This window comes from Devosia sp. Leaf64, assembly GCF_001421945.1.
In the GTDB taxonomy this organism is placed as follows: domain Bacteria; phylum Pseudomonadota; class Alphaproteobacteria; order Rhizobiales; family Devosiaceae; genus Devosia.
This window is the reverse complement of record NZ_LMLO01000002.1, coordinates 1-14,311: the sequence shown is the minus strand read 5'-3', so window position 1 is coordinate 14,311 and position 14,311 is coordinate 1. Positions and strand designations below refer to the sequence as shown.

Annotated in this window: 13 protein-coding genes and 1 tRNA gene; 3 read left to right on the top strand and 11 right to left on the bottom strand. The window is 60.9% G+C overall.

Going from position 1 to position 14,311, the window contains the following annotated elements:
• Positions 1-56: 56 nt before the first annotated feature.
• From ASE94_RS21360 to ASE94_RS00035, 11 genes are all read right to left on the bottom strand, one after another.
• Positions 57-2,555 (bottom strand): methyl-accepting chemotaxis protein, encoded by a 2,499-nt coding sequence (locus ASE94_RS21360; RefSeq protein WP_082460680.1) that lies wholly within the window; start codon positions 2,553-2,555, stop codon positions 57-59.
• 91 nt (positions 2,556-2,646) lie between these two features.
• Entirely contained in the window at positions 2,647-3,621 is a 975-nt protein-coding gene (gene accD, locus ASE94_RS00080; RefSeq protein ID WP_062628693.1) for an acetyl-CoA carboxylase, carboxyltransferase subunit beta, read from the bottom strand.
• A 141-nt stretch (positions 3,622-3,762) separates the two neighbouring features.
• The gene (gene trpA / locus ASE94_RS00075) at positions 3,763-4,587 is read right to left on the bottom strand and encodes a tryptophan synthase subunit alpha (RefSeq protein WP_062628692.1); all 825 of its coding nucleotides are present in this window, start codon (positions 4,585-4,587) and stop codon (positions 3,763-3,765) included.
• Positions 4,587-5,801, bottom strand: coding sequence for a tryptophan synthase subunit beta (trpB, locus tag ASE94_RS00070; RefSeq protein ID WP_062628958.1), 1,215 nt, complete (start codon positions 5,799-5,801; stop codon positions 4,587-4,589). The genes trpA and trpB overlap by 1 nt, the downstream gene beginning before the upstream one ends.
• 44 nt (positions 5,802-5,845) lie before the next feature.
• The gene (locus ASE94_RS00065; protein WP_062628691.1) at positions 5,846-6,493 is read right to left on the bottom strand and encodes a phosphoribosylanthranilate isomerase; all 648 of its coding nucleotides are present in this window, start codon (positions 6,491-6,493) and stop codon (positions 5,846-5,848) included.
• Between the two features lie 58 nt (positions 6,494-6,551).
• Positions 6,552-6,914 (bottom strand): lipopolysaccharide assembly protein LapA domain-containing protein, encoded by a 363-nt coding sequence (locus tag ASE94_RS00060; RefSeq protein ID WP_061908581.1) that lies wholly within the window; start codon positions 6,912-6,914, stop codon positions 6,552-6,554.
• A 42-nt stretch (positions 6,915-6,956) separates the two neighbouring features.
• Positions 6,957-7,238 carry an integration host factor subunit beta gene (locus tag ASE94_RS00055; protein WP_061908580.1) on the bottom strand — a complete coding sequence of 94 codons (282 nt, stop codon included), beginning with the start codon at positions 7,236-7,238 and terminating at the stop codon, positions 6,957-6,959.
• Positions 7,239-7,273: 35 nt separating this feature from the next.
• Positions 7,274-8,221 (bottom strand): signal peptide peptidase SppA, encoded by a 948-nt coding sequence (gene sppA, locus ASE94_RS00050; protein WP_156351709.1) that lies wholly within the window; start codon positions 8,219-8,221, stop codon positions 7,274-7,276.
• 81 nt (positions 8,222-8,302) lie between these two features.
• Entirely contained in the window at positions 8,303-8,806 is a 504-nt protein-coding gene (locus ASE94_RS00045) for a GNAT family N-acetyltransferase (protein WP_062628689.1), read from the bottom strand.
• 74 nt (positions 8,807-8,880) lie between these two features.
• Positions 8,881-10,635, bottom strand: coding sequence for a 30S ribosomal protein S1 (gene rpsA, locus ASE94_RS00040; protein ID WP_082460678.1), 1,755 nt, complete (start codon positions 10,633-10,635; stop codon positions 8,881-8,883).
• 143 nt (positions 10,636-10,778) lie between these two features.
• On the bottom strand, positions 10,779-11,432 hold the full coding sequence (locus tag ASE94_RS00035) for a (d)CMP kinase (protein WP_062628687.1): 654 nt from the start codon (positions 11,430-11,432) through the stop codon (positions 10,779-10,781).
• A gap of 189 nt (positions 11,433-11,621) precedes the next feature.
• On the opposite strand from ASE94_RS00035, the gene ASE94_RS00030 reads away from it, so the two are divergent.
• The 3 genes from ASE94_RS00030 (at position 11,622) to ASE94_RS00020 (ending at position 14,142) form a co-directional block, all read left to right on the top strand.
• Positions 11,622-12,023 carry a TIGR02300 family protein gene (locus ASE94_RS00030; RefSeq protein ID WP_061908576.1) on the top strand — a complete coding sequence of 134 codons (402 nt, stop codon included), beginning with the start codon at positions 11,622-11,624 and terminating at the stop codon, positions 12,021-12,023.
• A gap of 139 nt (positions 12,024-12,162) precedes the next feature.
• A tRNA-Ala gene (locus ASE94_RS00025) sits at positions 12,163-12,238 on the top strand.
• A gap of 137 nt (positions 12,239-12,375) precedes the next feature.
• Positions 12,376-14,142, top strand: a complete 1,767-nt coding sequence (locus ASE94_RS00020) for an alpha/beta-hydrolase family protein (RefSeq protein WP_062628686.1) — start codon at positions 12,376-12,378, stop codon at positions 14,140-14,142.
• Positions 14,143-14,311 lie beyond the last annotated feature (169 nt).

Genomic DNA, 14,311 nt, shown 5'->3' with positions numbered 1-14,311 from the left:
CAATGTTGCACCTCCCCCTTCGTGGGGGAGGTTGGGAGGAGGTGCCTGCCGTCGGGTTAAAACTCCGACCAGTCTTCCATCTTTGGCGCGGCATTGCCGGCGGGGCGGCGGAGATAGGTGCTGGCGACGGATTTGAGCTTATCCTGCATGCCCTTGATGCCGCGGGCGGGCGCGGGTTCGGCGGCGCGGGCGGGTGTGGCCGAGACGGTGAACTGCTCGACGATGCGGTCGAGCTGGCTCGCCTGGCCTTCTGTCTGCTCGATGGCGGCGTTGGTTTCTTCGACGAGCGCCGCGTTGTGCTGGGTCATTTCGTCCATCTGGCGGACGGCGATGGTCACTTCTTCGATGGCCGACGCCTGGGTACGGCTGCCGCGGGCGATGGCTTCGAGATCGGCGGTGTTTTCGCGGATGGCGTCGAGCATGCCCGACAGTTTGCCCGCGGCGTCGGAAACGAGCTGGGTGCCGCCCTTCACTTCGCTGGCGGACTGTTCGATCAAGACCTTCACGTCGGCAGAAGCGCTGGCAGCGGACTGGGCGAGGCGACGCACTTCAACGGCAACGACCGCAAATCCCTTGCCGGCTTCACCGGCGCGCGCTGCTTCGACGGACGCGTTTAGGGCCAGAAGGTTGGTCTGGAAAGCGATGTCGTCGATCATGCCGATGATGTTCGAAATCTTGGCTGAGGACTGCGTGATCCGGCCCATGGCCTGGTTGGCGCGGGACATCACCTCGCCGCCTTCTTCGGCCGATCGGGAAACGGCATGAGCCTTCTTGCTGGCGGCTTCTGCCATGGCGGCATTGTCGAGCACGGTGGAGGCCAGTTGCTCCATGGTGGCCGAGGTTTCTTCGATCGTCGCGGCCTGGCGGGTCGTGCGCTCGGAGAGATCGTTCGCACCCGAAAGGATTTCGCCAGTGGCGCGCTTGAGCGTGCCGGAGGTGGAGCGCAGCTGGCCGACGATGTCGCCGAGACGTTCGGCCACGGCATTGGTGTCGGTCTTGAGGCGAGCAAAGGCGCCCTGGTAGTCGCCATTGACCCGGTGGGTCAGGTCAGTATCAGCGAGGGCCGAGAGCACCGAGCCGGTTTCCGAGAGACCGCGATCGACGGTTTCGACGAGGCGATTGACCGAATGGGCCAATGCATTGAGCTCGGCATCGGGGAAACGGGCTTCGACGCGATGGGTGAAATCGCCTGCGATTGCGGCGTCGACGACGTCGCCGAAGGCGCGCTGCAGCGTGACCATCATCTCGGCGCGTTCAGCCTGATTGCGGATCGCCTGGGCGGCTTCAGCTTCGGTGAGCTGGGTAACCTTGCGGCCATTTTCGCGGAACACCTCAACCGCGCGGGCCATGGCGCCGAGTTCGTCATTGCGCTGGCCGAAGGGCACTTCTGTATCAAATTTGCCGCCAGCGACAGTTTCCATCGTGCCGGTGAGGCGGGTGATGGGACGAGTAATCGAGCGCGAGAACAGAAGGCTGAGGACGGCGACGACGGCGAGGAGGCCGGCACCGATGGCAAGCATCATGTTGCGCATCTGGGCGACCGGGGCCAGAACCTCGTCGCGACCCATGACGGCAATGGCCGCCCAAGTGCCGCCCTTGGTGACGATGGGCGCAGCAGCGACGAGCATCGGCGTTGCGCGGTATTCGCTGGATTCGCCGATGGGATGCTGGCCCGAGATAGCGGCATCGAGCACAGGGCCGGTGAAGCTCGCGGTCAGCGCGTCATTGTCGGGCGTGAAGATGGAATCGGAGCGCAGCTTGCCATCGGCGCCCACGACGATGACTTCTCCGGTTTCACCGAGGCCGGTGCGGTCGCCAACGACACCGTCGATCAGTTGCGACGGCAACTGGAAGGCGACGACGCCGATCTTGCGGCCCTGAGCGTTGAACACGGGCTTGGCAAAGAAACTCGCTGGCTTGCCGGCAGATGGCGCATAGGCTTCGTAATCGGACACCGCGATATCGGTGTCGCTTTCGATGGCGAGGGCTTGTTGATAGACGCGGCCGAGGCCAGTCGTGGCGAGCGGACCGCCTTCGGCAAGGGTCGTGCCGAACTCCTGATTCTTGTCGAAGGAGTAGACAACGAACCCCTTCAAATCCATCAGGTAAAAATCGGCGTAGCCGCGCGCGGTTACCTTGTTGCGGAAGGCCGGGTGGAAGCGGGTGTGGGTAACATCATAGGCGCCGGTTGTGCCAAGCGTATCGAGCGCCGAGAGATTGTCCTTATTGGGATTATCATCGACATAGAGTTTTCGAACTTCGGCAGTCGGATCGACCTTGAACTGCAACCAGGCGCCGGCGAAATCACGGAGGGCCTGCTGGGTATCGGCGGAGCGCGAGGTTGCGCTCAGGTCTTCTTCGACGCCGGCAATGTAAGACGAGACGGCGCGAGCGCGTTCGGAAGCGAGGGTTTCGAGCGTATTTTCCGCCGAGGTGCGGAGCGCCTGCGAACCGATCAGGTAACTCGCAAGACCGACACCGATGCTGACAAGCAGAGCCGAGCCCAAAAGGGCCAATGGCAATTTACGGGCGATCGGCAGAGTAAATCGGCGCATAAAGCTTCCCCCATAGGCAGTTCGGCCTCGTAGAAGGCCGAACGGTTGTGCGGGAAAGTTAGGCTAAGGCCGTTAAGTGCGGGTAAAGACCCTATTCCGCATGCGCGGCAGCTTGCACCAGATCATCATCGCCTTCAGCGGCAACGGCAGCATCGCGAACGCTTGCCTGAGCAGCTATGGCTCTGCCGGCCGAACCCGAAAGTTCCTCATTGGCCGGAGCGCGCGTCAGGATGCCGGCAAGCGAACCAATGGTCGAGCGCAGGTTGTGACGATGGACGACCATGTCGACCATGCCATGTTGATAGAGATATTCCGAGCGCTGGAATCCTTTGGGGAGCTTTTCGCGAATGGTCTGCTCGATAACGCGCTGGCCGGCAAAGCCGATGAGTGCACCGGGTTCGGCCAGATGCACGTCGCCCAGCATGGCATAGGATGCGGTGACGCCACCGGTCGTCGGATTGGTCAAGACGACGAAGAACGGCAGTCCAGCCTCACGGAGGCGCAGCACGGCCACGGTGGTGCGCGGCATCTGCATCAGCGACAAGACGCCTTCCTGCATGCGCGCGCCGCCGGAAGCGACAAAGAGAATGAACGGCGTCTTGCGCTCGACAGCGGTTTCAAGGCCGGTGACGATTGCTTGGCCGGCGGCCATGCCGAGAGAGCCAGCGAGGAAATCGAAATCCTGCACAGCAACAGTCACGGGGCGCTGATAGAGCTTGCCGGTCGCAACCAGGACTGAATCGTCATAGCCGGTCTTGGCGCGATTTTCCTTGAGCTGATCGACATAGCGCTTCTGGGCGCGGAATTTTAGCGGATCGGCCACAGCCGACTGCGATGGGACAATGTCATAAGCGCCATCATCGAGGAACGTCGCCAGCCGGTCGGTCGGCTTGATCTTCATGTGGTAGCCCGAATTGGGAACCACCCACTGATTGGCCTCGAGATCGCGGTAAAACACCATCTCGCCTGATTCCGGATCCTTCACCCAAAGGTTTTCCGGCGTGTCCCGCTTGGTGTTGAGGAACGAGCGGATTTTTGGGCGGACGAAATTGTCGATCCAGTTCATGGCGCGGCCTTTCGCGATGATCTCAAGAGCGTTTGGTGGCGCTCATTTGGCGTCACCTAAACGTCAATTGTGGCAATTCTTATCAGGTGAGGCGGGGTACGGCAAAGGCAAGAGCCGCGCTATGCACAGCGGCTCCGCGCCTTATGCCCGCGCCCGCTTGAGGCCGGCGGCAAGGTCGGCGACCAGGTCGCGGACGGCGCTGACGGTCTTGTCAGTGGCTTTGCCATCGACGAGCGACTTGGCCACGGCATCGACGATGACGGTACCAACCGCAATGCCGTCGGCATGGCGGCCCATTTCGGCGGCATCATCGGCGGTCTTGATCCCGAACCCGACGATGACAGGTAGTGCGGTATGCGCCTTGATGCGCTGGACCGATTCACCGACGGCAGCGCGCGACTTGATGACTGCGCCGGTCGTGCCGTTCATCGAGACGTAGTAGACAAAGCCCGAGGTGTTTTCGAGCACGAGGGGCAGGCGCGCATCGTCAGTCGTGGGCGTCGTCAGGCGGATGAAATTGATACCCGCCTTGAGTGCGGGCATGCAGAGTTCGACATCTTCTTCGGCTGGCAAATCAACGATGATCAGGCCATCGACACCAGCTTCGCGAGCGGTTGTGAGGAATTTGTCGACGCCGAAGACATAGATGGGGTTGTAGTAACCCATCAGGACGATCGGGGTCGTTTCGTCCTTGCGGCGGAATTCTTCGACCATACCGAGGACGCCACGCAGCGTCTGACCAGCGGCGAGGGCACGTTGCCCACCCATCTGGATCGCGACACCATCGGCCATGGGATCGGAAAAGGGCAGGCCCAGTTCGATGATGTCGGCGCCCGCCTGCGGCAGGGCGTTCATGATGGCCTGGCCGGTCGCCAGATCAGGATCGCCACCCATGACATAGGCAGCGAGCACAGGACGATTGGCCTCTTTCGCAGAGGCGAAAACGCGGTCGATGCGGGTCGTCATTATTTCAAAAGTCCCAGATATTTGCCGACGCTTTCGACGTCCTTATCGCCGCGGCCTGAAAGGCAGAGGACGACGGATTGGTCTTTCGTCATCGTGGGCGCGAGTTTCATGACCTGAGCCAAGCCATGAGCGCTTTCGAGCGCCGGAATGATCCCTTCCATCTTCGTGCAGAGCTGGAACGCTTCGAGCGCTTCGGTATCCGTGATCGGCGCATACGTGACGCGCTTGGTGTCATGCAGATAAGAGTGCTCGGGACCGACGCCGGGATAATCAAGGCCTGCAGAGATTGAATGGCCTTCAAGGATTTGGCCGTCATCGTCCTGCAGCAGATAGGTGCGGTTGCCGTGGAGGACGCCGGGGCGGCCGCCCGTCATCGAAGCGGCATGGCCGTTTTCGATGTCGATGCCATGGCCACCGGCTTCTGCGCCATAAATAGCCACCTCAGGATCATCGAGGAAAGCGTGGAAAGTGCCGATGGCGTTGGAGCCACCGCCGACGCAGGCGACGACCGCATCGGGCAATTTGCCTTCGCGTTCGCGGAACTGCTCTTTCAATTCGGTGCCGATAACCGATTGGAAGTCTCGGACCATTTCCGGATAGGGATGCGGGCCAGCGGCGGTGCCGATGAGATAATAGGTCGATTCGACATTGGTGACCCAATCGCGAAGCGCTTCGTTCATCGCGTCCTTGAGGGTTCCTGCCCCCGCCGTCACCGGACGCACTTCGGCGCCGAGCATTTTCATGCGCAAGACATTCGGCATCTGGCGCTCAACGTCCGTCGCGCCCATGAAGATGGTACAGGGCAGATCGAATTTGGCGCAGACCGTCGCCGTCGCCACGCCATGCTGGCCGGCGCCGGTTTCGGCAATGATGCGGGTCTTGCCCATGCGCTTGGCCAGCAGAATCTGGCCGAGGCAATTGTTGATCTTGTGCGAGCCGGTGTGGTTGAGCTCTTCGCGCTTGAACCAAACCTTGGCGCCGCCCAGATGCTCGGTCAGCCGTTCGGCAAAATAGAGCGGGCTGGGGCGGCCGGTATAGTGGGTCGCAAGGTTCTTGAGTTCGGCGAGATATTCCGGGTCGACCTTGGCCGCCCGGTATTCCTTTTCGAGATCGAGAATGAGCGGCATGAGCGTTTCAGCAACGAAACGCCCGCCATAAAGACCGAAGCGGCCATGCTCATCCGGGCCGTTGCGCAGGGAATTGATGCCGTCCATTTGGATCCTCTCGGCGCCGCCGAGCATAACCCGGCCGACGACTTCTAACTGGCTGACCGTGAGTTGCGGATGAACGCTTCGACCAGCCTCTTGTCTTTTTCGCCGGGCGCCCGCTCCACCCCGGAAGACACATCGACCCCAAAGGGTGCGACGTTCCTGATGGCCTCGGCGACGTTGTCCGGCTTCAGGCCACCGGAAAGCATGAAGGGGATGGATGGGTCAAGCGCCTTGAGCAGTGACCAATCGAAGCTTTCGCCCAAACCGCCCGGGCGGTCGGCGCCTTTTGGCGGCTTGGCATCGAGGAGGATGCGATCGGCGACCTCGGCAAAAGCGGCGACCTGGGCCACATCATCGGCAGAGCCGATGGGGAGGGCTTTCATGATCTCGACGCCGGCTTCGGCACGAATGGCCTCGACGCGGTGCGGGGTTTCCGGCCCATGAAGCTGGATCCAATCGGGCCCAAGTGCAGCAACTTCGGCGACACAGCTATTGTCGGGATTAACGAGAACGACACAGCTTTCGACACGGCCGCGCGAGGCGGAGATCAGTTCACCCAATTGCTCGATGCCGACATGGCGCGGCGAGCGGGCAAAATGCATGAAGCCGATCATGTCGGCACCTGCGGCAATGGCCACATCCAGCATGTCGAGCGTTTTAATGCCGCAGATTTTGACGATCAGGGGGTCGGCCATCGTGTTGGCGAAACTCTAGGGGTCGGAAGTTTTGAAATGGACGAGCAGCGCCGACCGGTCACCGCAGGTCCAGGATTTCATCCACTTCGGAAAGCGCTGCTGGCGTCGCCTGGGCTTGGCGTCGCCGCTGGTTTTCCAGTTCCTGATTGAGTGCCTGCGCTTCGCGGCGCCACTGGCGCTCGCGCTTGCGGTGCTCGCCTTGAGCAAACCAGGTCGCGGTGCCACCAAGCAGCACGCCGACCAAGAGCACGATATAGAGAATCACAAAGAGCGGAATGCCATAGCCAGCCGTACTGGCATCAGCCGGAGCACCGAACGGATTGAGATTGATCGCAACGAGCTGGCGATTGGCAAGCGCAAAGGCCACCAGCACAAGGCAGAGCGGCACCAGAACCAGCCAACCGACAATCTTGCTGATCATGCAGTAATCCGAACTACCTTTTCGTCCGCAACGGGAGCGCGATTATTCGCGATTGAGCCGTTCGCGGATTTCCTTGCCAGCCTTAAATTGCGGCACATACTTTTCTTCGACTTCAACCTGTTCACCCGTGCGCGGGTTGCGTCCGACGCGCGCGGGGCGGTTTTTTACCGAAAAGGCGCCAAAGCCGCGCAGCTCTACCCGGTCGCCGCGCGCCATGGCGTCGCCGACCTGATCCAGGATGGCATTGACGATATTTTCGATATCGCGCTGGAACAGATGAGGATTTTCTGCAGCGAGCTTCTCGACAAGTTCAGACTTGATCATGGAAGGCTCCGGTCTCCAATGCGAATGCCCATGGCTCAGGGCTTTGGCCCAAACTGCCAAAGCGAGACCAAACCGTCAAGCACGACAGGACCATCAGGCGAAAGACCGAGTGCCGCACGTGCCGAACCGCCCAAAAGACGTCCGGCCCAGCCAAATCCGTCCTCGGGTTGCGGCCAGACATCGACCACGGCAAGCTTTTCGGGGACTTCGCGCTCCTTGACGAGCCAATCAATGGCTTCCAGTTCGCCACCGATCGCATCGATCAAACCTGCGTCAAGGGCGACGCGGCCGGTGACAATGCGGCCATCGGCCAGCGCAAGGGCCGCCGGACGCGGCATATCGCGTCGCTCGGCAACGATATCGACAAACCAGGCAAAGCTGTCCTGCACCAGTTCGTTGAGCGAGACACGGGCCGCGCCTTCCAGCGGCTCGTCATTGTCGGGTTCGGCCTTGAGGGGGCCCGATGCGACCTTATCGAGGTCGATGCCAATGGTATCGAGCAGTTTGCCGGCATTGACGTGTTGATAGAGGACGCCGATCGAGCCAACGATGGATAGGCGGCGCGCAAAAATCCGGTCGGTGCCAATGGCGGTCATATAGGCGGCAGAGGCGCCGAATTCGTTGATGGCCGAGACGGTCGGCTTTTTGTCGCTCAGGCGGCGAAGTGCCTCATAGAGTTCTTCACCACCGGCCGTAGTGCCGCCGGTCGAATTGATGGCGACGACAACGGCTTTTACGGTGTCGTCCTCAAGCAAGTGCTCGAAGAGGGCCTGACGCTCGGCATTGGTGGTGATGAGACCATCGATGGTGACGCGAGCGATGACATCCCCAGCCCCCTGCCCCGGCATGGCGAAACGTGCTGTCATGGCGAGCACTGCGATAACGGCTGCCACCAGCGCCAAAACGCGCCAAAGCCCCCGCGACCGGCGATAGGTGTCAGCGGCGAGCGCTTCATGGGCGCTGGAAGGAGGAAGATCGGTCACGGCATTGTCCCAAGCGAAGTCGGCGTGACCATACACGGCTTGGACGAAACAGCCAGAGAGGCGGCTGATTTTTGATGCCGCTTAAAGCGTCTTGGTCATGTACCGCGCCGCATCCTCATAGGCGCCAAGTTTCTTGGCCAATTCCGGGCGGTCTTCGGTGACGAAACCCTGTTTTTCCCAAAAGGGTACGGAGCCATTGACCGCAACGAGGCCAATGCTGGCAAAGCCCATGGCCTCGGCATGCTTGGTCAGAGCAGCTACGATCTGCCCGGCCGCGCCAATGCCGCGAGCAAGGGGCAGCAGCGCGAGGTCGTGGATGTAAAAACTATCGGCCTCTTCGGGCAAGCTGCCCAGAAGCGTGTTGAGCGCAGGCAGTTCGCCGCGACGATAGGGATGACTGAGAACATAGCCCGCCGGTTTTTCGGCGACCTCGAGAATATAGCAGCCGTGGCGATAGAGGGTGTGCTTTTCGGTCAAAACCTCTTCGGCCTCGAAGAAGCCCGGATGGACCTTGTTGGCAATGGCAAAGACCGACTCGAGATCATAGCCGCTCATGGCGCGCCAGGCGACGTCGCGAAATCGCATGGGTGTGGTCCCTTTTAACAAAACGGCCCGCGCTAAAAAGCGCGGGCCGAAGGATTGGTCAATAAGCCCAAGGCTTACTTGTCGTCGCGGCCCTTGAGAGCAGCGCCGAGGATGTCGCCGAGCGAAGCACCCGAATCCGAGGAACCGAAGTTCGCAACGGCTTCGCGTTCTTCGGCGATTTCGAGCGCCTTGATCGAGAGCTGGATGCGGCCGGTCTTACGGTCGTACTGGGTGACGCGTGCGTCGACCTTTTCGCCCTTGGAGAAACGTTCCGGACGCTGGTCGTTACGATCGCGGCTGAGGTCGGCGCGACGGATGAAGGCCGTGACTTCGCTGTCGGCGATGCGCACTTCGATGCCGCCTTCGTTGACTTCGATGACTTCGGTCGTCACGACGGCGTTCTTGCGAAGGCCACCCTGTTCGCCGCTGGCGCTGGCGGTGTTGTCTGCAAGGTCGTCAGCAGCAAGCTGCTTGATACCGAGCGAGATACGTTCCTTTTCGACATCGACGTCGAGAACCTTGGCCGAAACCATGTCACCACGGTTGTAGTCGTCGAGAGCGATTTCGCCCGACTTCTGCCAATCGAGATCGGAGAGGTGAACCATGCCGTCCACATCGCCTTCGAGGCCAATGAACAGGCCGAATTCGGTCTTGTTCTTGACTTCGCCTTCGATGGTCGAGCCGATCGGGTTCTTCTCGGCGAAAGCTTCCCACGGGTTCTGCAGGGTCTGCTTGAGACCAAGCGAGATACGACGCTTGTCGGGATCGACTTCGAGCACGACCACGTCGACTTCCTGGCTGGTCGAGACGATCTTGCCGGGGTGGACGTTCTTCTTGGTCCAGCTCATTTCCGAAACGTGGATCAGGCCTTCGATGCCTGGTTCCAGTTCGACGAATGCGCCGTAGTCGGTGATGTTGGTCACGCGGCCAGAGAACTTCGCGCCGATCGGGTACTTGGCTTCGATGCCTTCCCATGGATCAGCCTGGAGCTGCTTCATGCCCAGCGAGATACGGTGGCTCTCGTGGTTGATGCGAACGATCTGGACCTTGATGGTCTCGCCAATCGTGAGCACTTCGGACGGATGGTTGACGCGACGCCATGCGATATCGGTGACGTGCAGCAGGCCGTCGATGCCGCCGAGATCAACGAACGCACCGTAATCGGTGATGTTCTTGACCACGCCGTCGACAACCTGGCCCTCTTCGAGCTGCTGGACGATTTCCGAACGCTGTTCGGCGCGCGATTCTTCGAGAATGGCACGACGCGAAACGACGATATTGCCGCGACGCTTGTCCATCTTGAGGATCTGGAACGGCTGCGGCACGTTCATGAGCGGAGCGATATCGCGGATCGGACGGATGTCGACCTGCGAACGCGGCAGGAAGGCCACGGCGCCTTCGAGATCGACGGTGAACCCACCCTTGACCTGATTGAAGATCGTGCCTTCAACGCGCTCATTGGCGTTGTACTTTTCTTCGAGCTTGACCCAGCTCTCTTCGCGGCGCGCTTTTTCGCGCGAGAGAACGGCTTCGCCCATGGCGTTTTCGACGCGGTCGACATAGACCTCGACTTCCGAGCCGATGACGATCTGGCCGTCACGGAACGCCTGACCGAATTCCTTGAGCGGAACGCGGCCTTCAGTCTTCAGACCGACGTCGATGATCGCCAGGTCTTTTTCGATGGCGACGACTTTGCCACGAACAACGGTGCCTTCAGCGGCGTCGTTGTCGACAAAGGAGTCGAGCAGCATCGATTCAAAATCGTCTTTAGTCACAGTTTGCTGTGCCAAACTTTTTCTCCGTTGCGCCGGTCGTTGAGGGTTGCTGATCCTGTTTCGAAACGGGTCCGCTTCAGCGAAAATGCCAAAGCCGGCGCACGGAGCACCGCTTCTGGAAAACAGGATGATCTTTTAGTCGGGATCCGGGCCAGCGGTTGAAATGATTGCCTTAGCCAGAAGACCCAAGGAGGAAATTAGGAGAACGAATGTTCCCCTGCCTTGAGCGCCATGGACTTGTCGACAATCGCGATGGCAGCGCGGAGTGCGGCCTCTATACTCAGTTGCGTCGTATCGAGCAAGTGCGCGTCATCAGCTTTATAGAAGCCACCATTGGGATTGAGCATGTCTCGGGCGTCGCGCTCTTCGATCTGGTGAAAGAGCGCATAGCGATCAACTGTCCGGCCGCGGGATTCGAACTGGCGCGCCCGGCGCTCCATCCGCGCCTTGCTGTCGGCCTGGATGAAGAGCTTTACATCAGCGTCCGGGCAGATTTTCGTGCCGATATCGCGACCATCGAGAACGGCGCCGCCAGCTTGCAGCGCAAAGGAGCGCTGGAAGTCGAAAAGGGCGCGGCGGACCTCGGCGATGACGGCGACTTTAGACGCAAGACTACCAGCCTCGCTACTCGTCAGGGTCTCGATATCGGTGAGTTGGGTAGCATCGAGAGCGCGGGCGGCGGCTATGGCTTCGGAATCGAATTGATCAGTGTTCTCATAAGCTTGGGACGCCACGCCGACGGCGCGGTAGAGAAGCCCGGTATCGAGATGGGGGAGCCCGTAGTGGCGGGCGAGACCTAGAGCCAAAGTCCCCTTGCCCGATGCCGCTGGGCCATCCACCGCTATGATCATTGCCGCAACCCCGCCACGCTAGAATTCCGAAACGGGCTTAACACGGCGGCGGCGGGCGGGGCCAGCCTTGGGCGCACGCGCATTTTCGATTTGACAGAGACCGCCATTGCGCCTTACCGCACTGGCCGAATATCTGGTTGGGCCGCGGCGGCCGACCGAAAGCAATTTCCCTTCGTGTGAGGCATGTGAATGGCCAACTCCGAACGCGGTACAAAGCGTACCGACCCTGATACCGGCAAGAAGTTCTACGATCTCAACATGGATCCGATCGTCTCGCCCTATTCCGGCAAGTCTTATCCCCGCTCCTACTTCGACACCCTTGCGACCGGAAAAGCTACGGCTTCGCGCAAGATAGACGACGAAGATGAGGCCGAGGAAGAAGAAGAAGTCGAAGATACCAACGCCCCCGAAATCGTCAGCCTCGAAGATGCTGACGCCGAAGAGAGTGGCGAGGAAGAAATTCCAGATGTCGACGACGTCGAGGTCGACGAAGAGCTGGGCGACGACGAAGAAGACGTGTTCCTCGAAGAGGAAGACGACGACGCCGACGACGGCCTGGGTTTTGAAGTCGGCGACGACGAAGACCGCTGATTTCATTCATGTTTTCCGCTGGGGGAGGTTTTCCCCGGCGGATGAAAAAAGTGTCATTTAGGCACTTGCTTCTCTCGGAATCATCCTCTAGGTTCCGCCTCGCTTCAACCGGGCACTGCCCCTGAAGCACCCATTGAATGGGGCCTTAGCTCAGCTGGGAGAGCGCTTGCATGGCATGCAAGAGGTCAGCGGTTCGATCCCGCTAGGCTCCACCAATTCCCCTCAAATCGGTAGCATTCCGTTAGCATCGAGACGCTTTCAAGCCGTTTCGCGTTATGGTTTGGGTGTTCGGCGGTTGTCACGGCCGGTCGCTCCCCTATAGTGGCGACGAATTCACCCCAGGCACGCCTTCTTGCCGACCCGATCCGACTTAGATCTCCCGAGCGAAACCAATCCGTCGCAGCCAGCGTCGTGGGGCGATGCCGGACGACGCGTCCGGCGATTCGTTTATCGCCGGCTCGACGCGCTTTCCGCCGGTGGCTGGCTTTTTGGCCTGTTGTTTGCCGCGCTCTCGCTGACCCCATCGCTTATTCCGCGCAATGTGCTGGTACAGGGGATCCTCTCCGGTTGTGCCTTTGCTGCCGGCTATGGCATCGGGGTCTTTCTCGAATGGCTGTGGAATTTTCTCGAGCTGCGCTGGCCGAACCGGCGCGTGGCGCGCTGGGTGGGGCGGGCCTGTGCGATCCTTTGCCTTGTGCTCACTATCAGCTTCCTCTGGTTCTGGACCGGCTGGCAGAATTCGATCCGATCGGGGATGGGCGGAGCGCCGATCGAGGCGACCCAACCGCTGCTCGTGGCGCTGGTGGCTGTCCTGCCCGCGGCGCTGCTGGTCGGGTTCGGGACGCTGCTCGTTGCCGGGGTGCGGGTGCTGGCGCGCTGGATGGGTCGGCTGATCCCACGGCGGGTGGCGTTGGTTGGTGCCATGGTGCTCGTGGGCCTGCTCACGGCAATGATCGGCGATGGCGTCGTGGCGCGTGGGCTGCTTTATTCGGCTGACCGCTTTTATGGCAATTTCGACCGGTTGGTGGGCATCACCGAACCGGCGCCGACGGACACTCTCAAATCAGGGAGTGCGCAATCGCTGGTGCCTTGGGACACGATCGGGATCGATGCGCGGGTCTATGTCGAAACGGGACCGACGCCCGAGGAAATTACCGCGCTGACGGGCAAGGCGGCTGAAACGCCGCTTCGGGTCTATGTCGGGCTGCGCTCGGCCGATGCGCCGGAAGACCGGGCAGCCCTGGCTGTACGGGAAATGGACCGGGTCGGGGCGTTTGACCGCAAGGTGCTTGTGCTGATCATGCCGGTCGGGACGGGCTGGGTGGAGCCGGCGGCGATCGATACGCTCGAAATTTTGCATGGCGGCGATGTGGCGAGCGTAGCGGTGCAATATTCGTATCTTACGAGCTGGCTGTCGCTGGTTTCGGAACCCGATGTGGGGGTCGAAACGGCGCGAGCACTGTTCAACGCGGTTTATGAGCGCTGGACGGCGATGCCGAGGGACAGTCGACCCAGCCTTTATCTCCATGGCCTCAGCTTAGGCGCCTATAGTTCTGCCGCGTCGACCTCGATTTATGATGTCTTGGCAGATCCATTCGATGGCGCGCTTTGGGTAGGACCGCCCTTTGCGAGCGCAACCTGGCGCAGCACGGTGGCCAATCGCGATCCCGGCTCGCCGATCTGGTTGCCGCGGATTGGACAGGGTACGACGGTGCGCTTTGCCAATAGCGCGATCGATCTGGAGGGCACGGCGTCCTGGGGGCCGATCCGCATCGTCTATCTGCAATATCCCTCCGACCCGATCGTATTCTTCGATTGGTCCCTGCCCTATCGCGAGCCGCTATGGCTGAGTGGGGAACGGGCACCTTCGGTTTCGCCGCTGCTCAACTGGTATCCGGTCGTCACCTTCCTTCAATTGGCGCTCGACATGGCGCTGGCGCAGACGGCCTCCATTGGTTTTGGGCATGTTTATGCGCCGCAGGATTATTTTGAGGGCTGGGTGGCGGTGACCGGCGCTGGGGATTTGAGCCCGGCGGACCTCAAGGTTTTACGGGACAAGCTCAGCCGGCATGGCGGGCGGGAACTGCTTGGGGGCGGGTGGTTCAAGGCGGGGGTTTGATTTGGGAGTGTTCCTCGGGGGTCATTGCGGCCCCTCACCCACCGTTCTTCCCTCGGGCTTGACCCGAGGGTCGCTTGCCGCACGCACAAAATTGGTGGCTCCCGCGCTGGCCCTTGTCTGTTGAAAGTGTGCGAGATTGGTTCCGGGAGGGCGATCGATTGGCCCTTGG

Excerpts from the sequence above, each read along its gene's own strand:
- ASE94_RS21360 (WP_082460680.1), bottom strand. The coding sequence starts at position 2,555 with ATGCGCCGATTTACTCTGCCGATCGCCCGTAAATTGCCATTGGCCCTT.
- accD (WP_062628693.1), bottom strand. The coding sequence starts at position 3,621 with ATGAACTGGATCGACAATTTCGTCCGCCCAAAAATCCGCTCGTTCCTC.
- trpA (WP_062628692.1), bottom strand. The coding sequence starts at position 4,587 with ATGACGACCCGCATCGACCGCGTTTTCGCCTCTGCGAAAGAGGCCAAT.
- trpB (WP_062628958.1), bottom strand. The coding sequence starts at position 5,801 with ATGGACGGCATCAATTCCCTGCGCAACGGCCCGGATGAGCATGGCCGC.
- ASE94_RS00065 (WP_062628691.1), bottom strand. The coding sequence starts at position 6,493 with ATGGCCGACCCCCTGATCGTCAAAATCTGCGGCATTAAAACGCTCGAC.
- ASE94_RS00060 (WP_061908581.1), bottom strand. The coding sequence starts at position 6,914 with ATGATCAGCAAGATTGTCGGTTGGCTGGTTCTGGTGCCGCTCTGCCTT.
- ASE94_RS00055 (WP_061908580.1), bottom strand. The coding sequence starts at position 7,238 with ATGATCAAGTCTGAACTTGTCGAGAAGCTCGCTGCAGAAAATCCTCAT.
- ASE94_RS00045 (WP_062628689.1), bottom strand. The coding sequence starts at position 8,806 with ATGCGATTTCGCGACGTCGCCTGGCGCGCCATGAGCGGCTATGATCTC.
- ASE94_RS00035 (WP_062628687.1), bottom strand. The coding sequence starts at position 11,432 with ATGATCATAGCGGTGGATGGCCCAGCGGCATCGGGCAAGGGGACTTTG.
- ASE94_RS00030 (WP_061908576.1), top strand. The coding sequence starts at position 11,622 with ATGGCCAACTCCGAACGCGGTACAAAGCGTACCGACCCTGATACCGGC.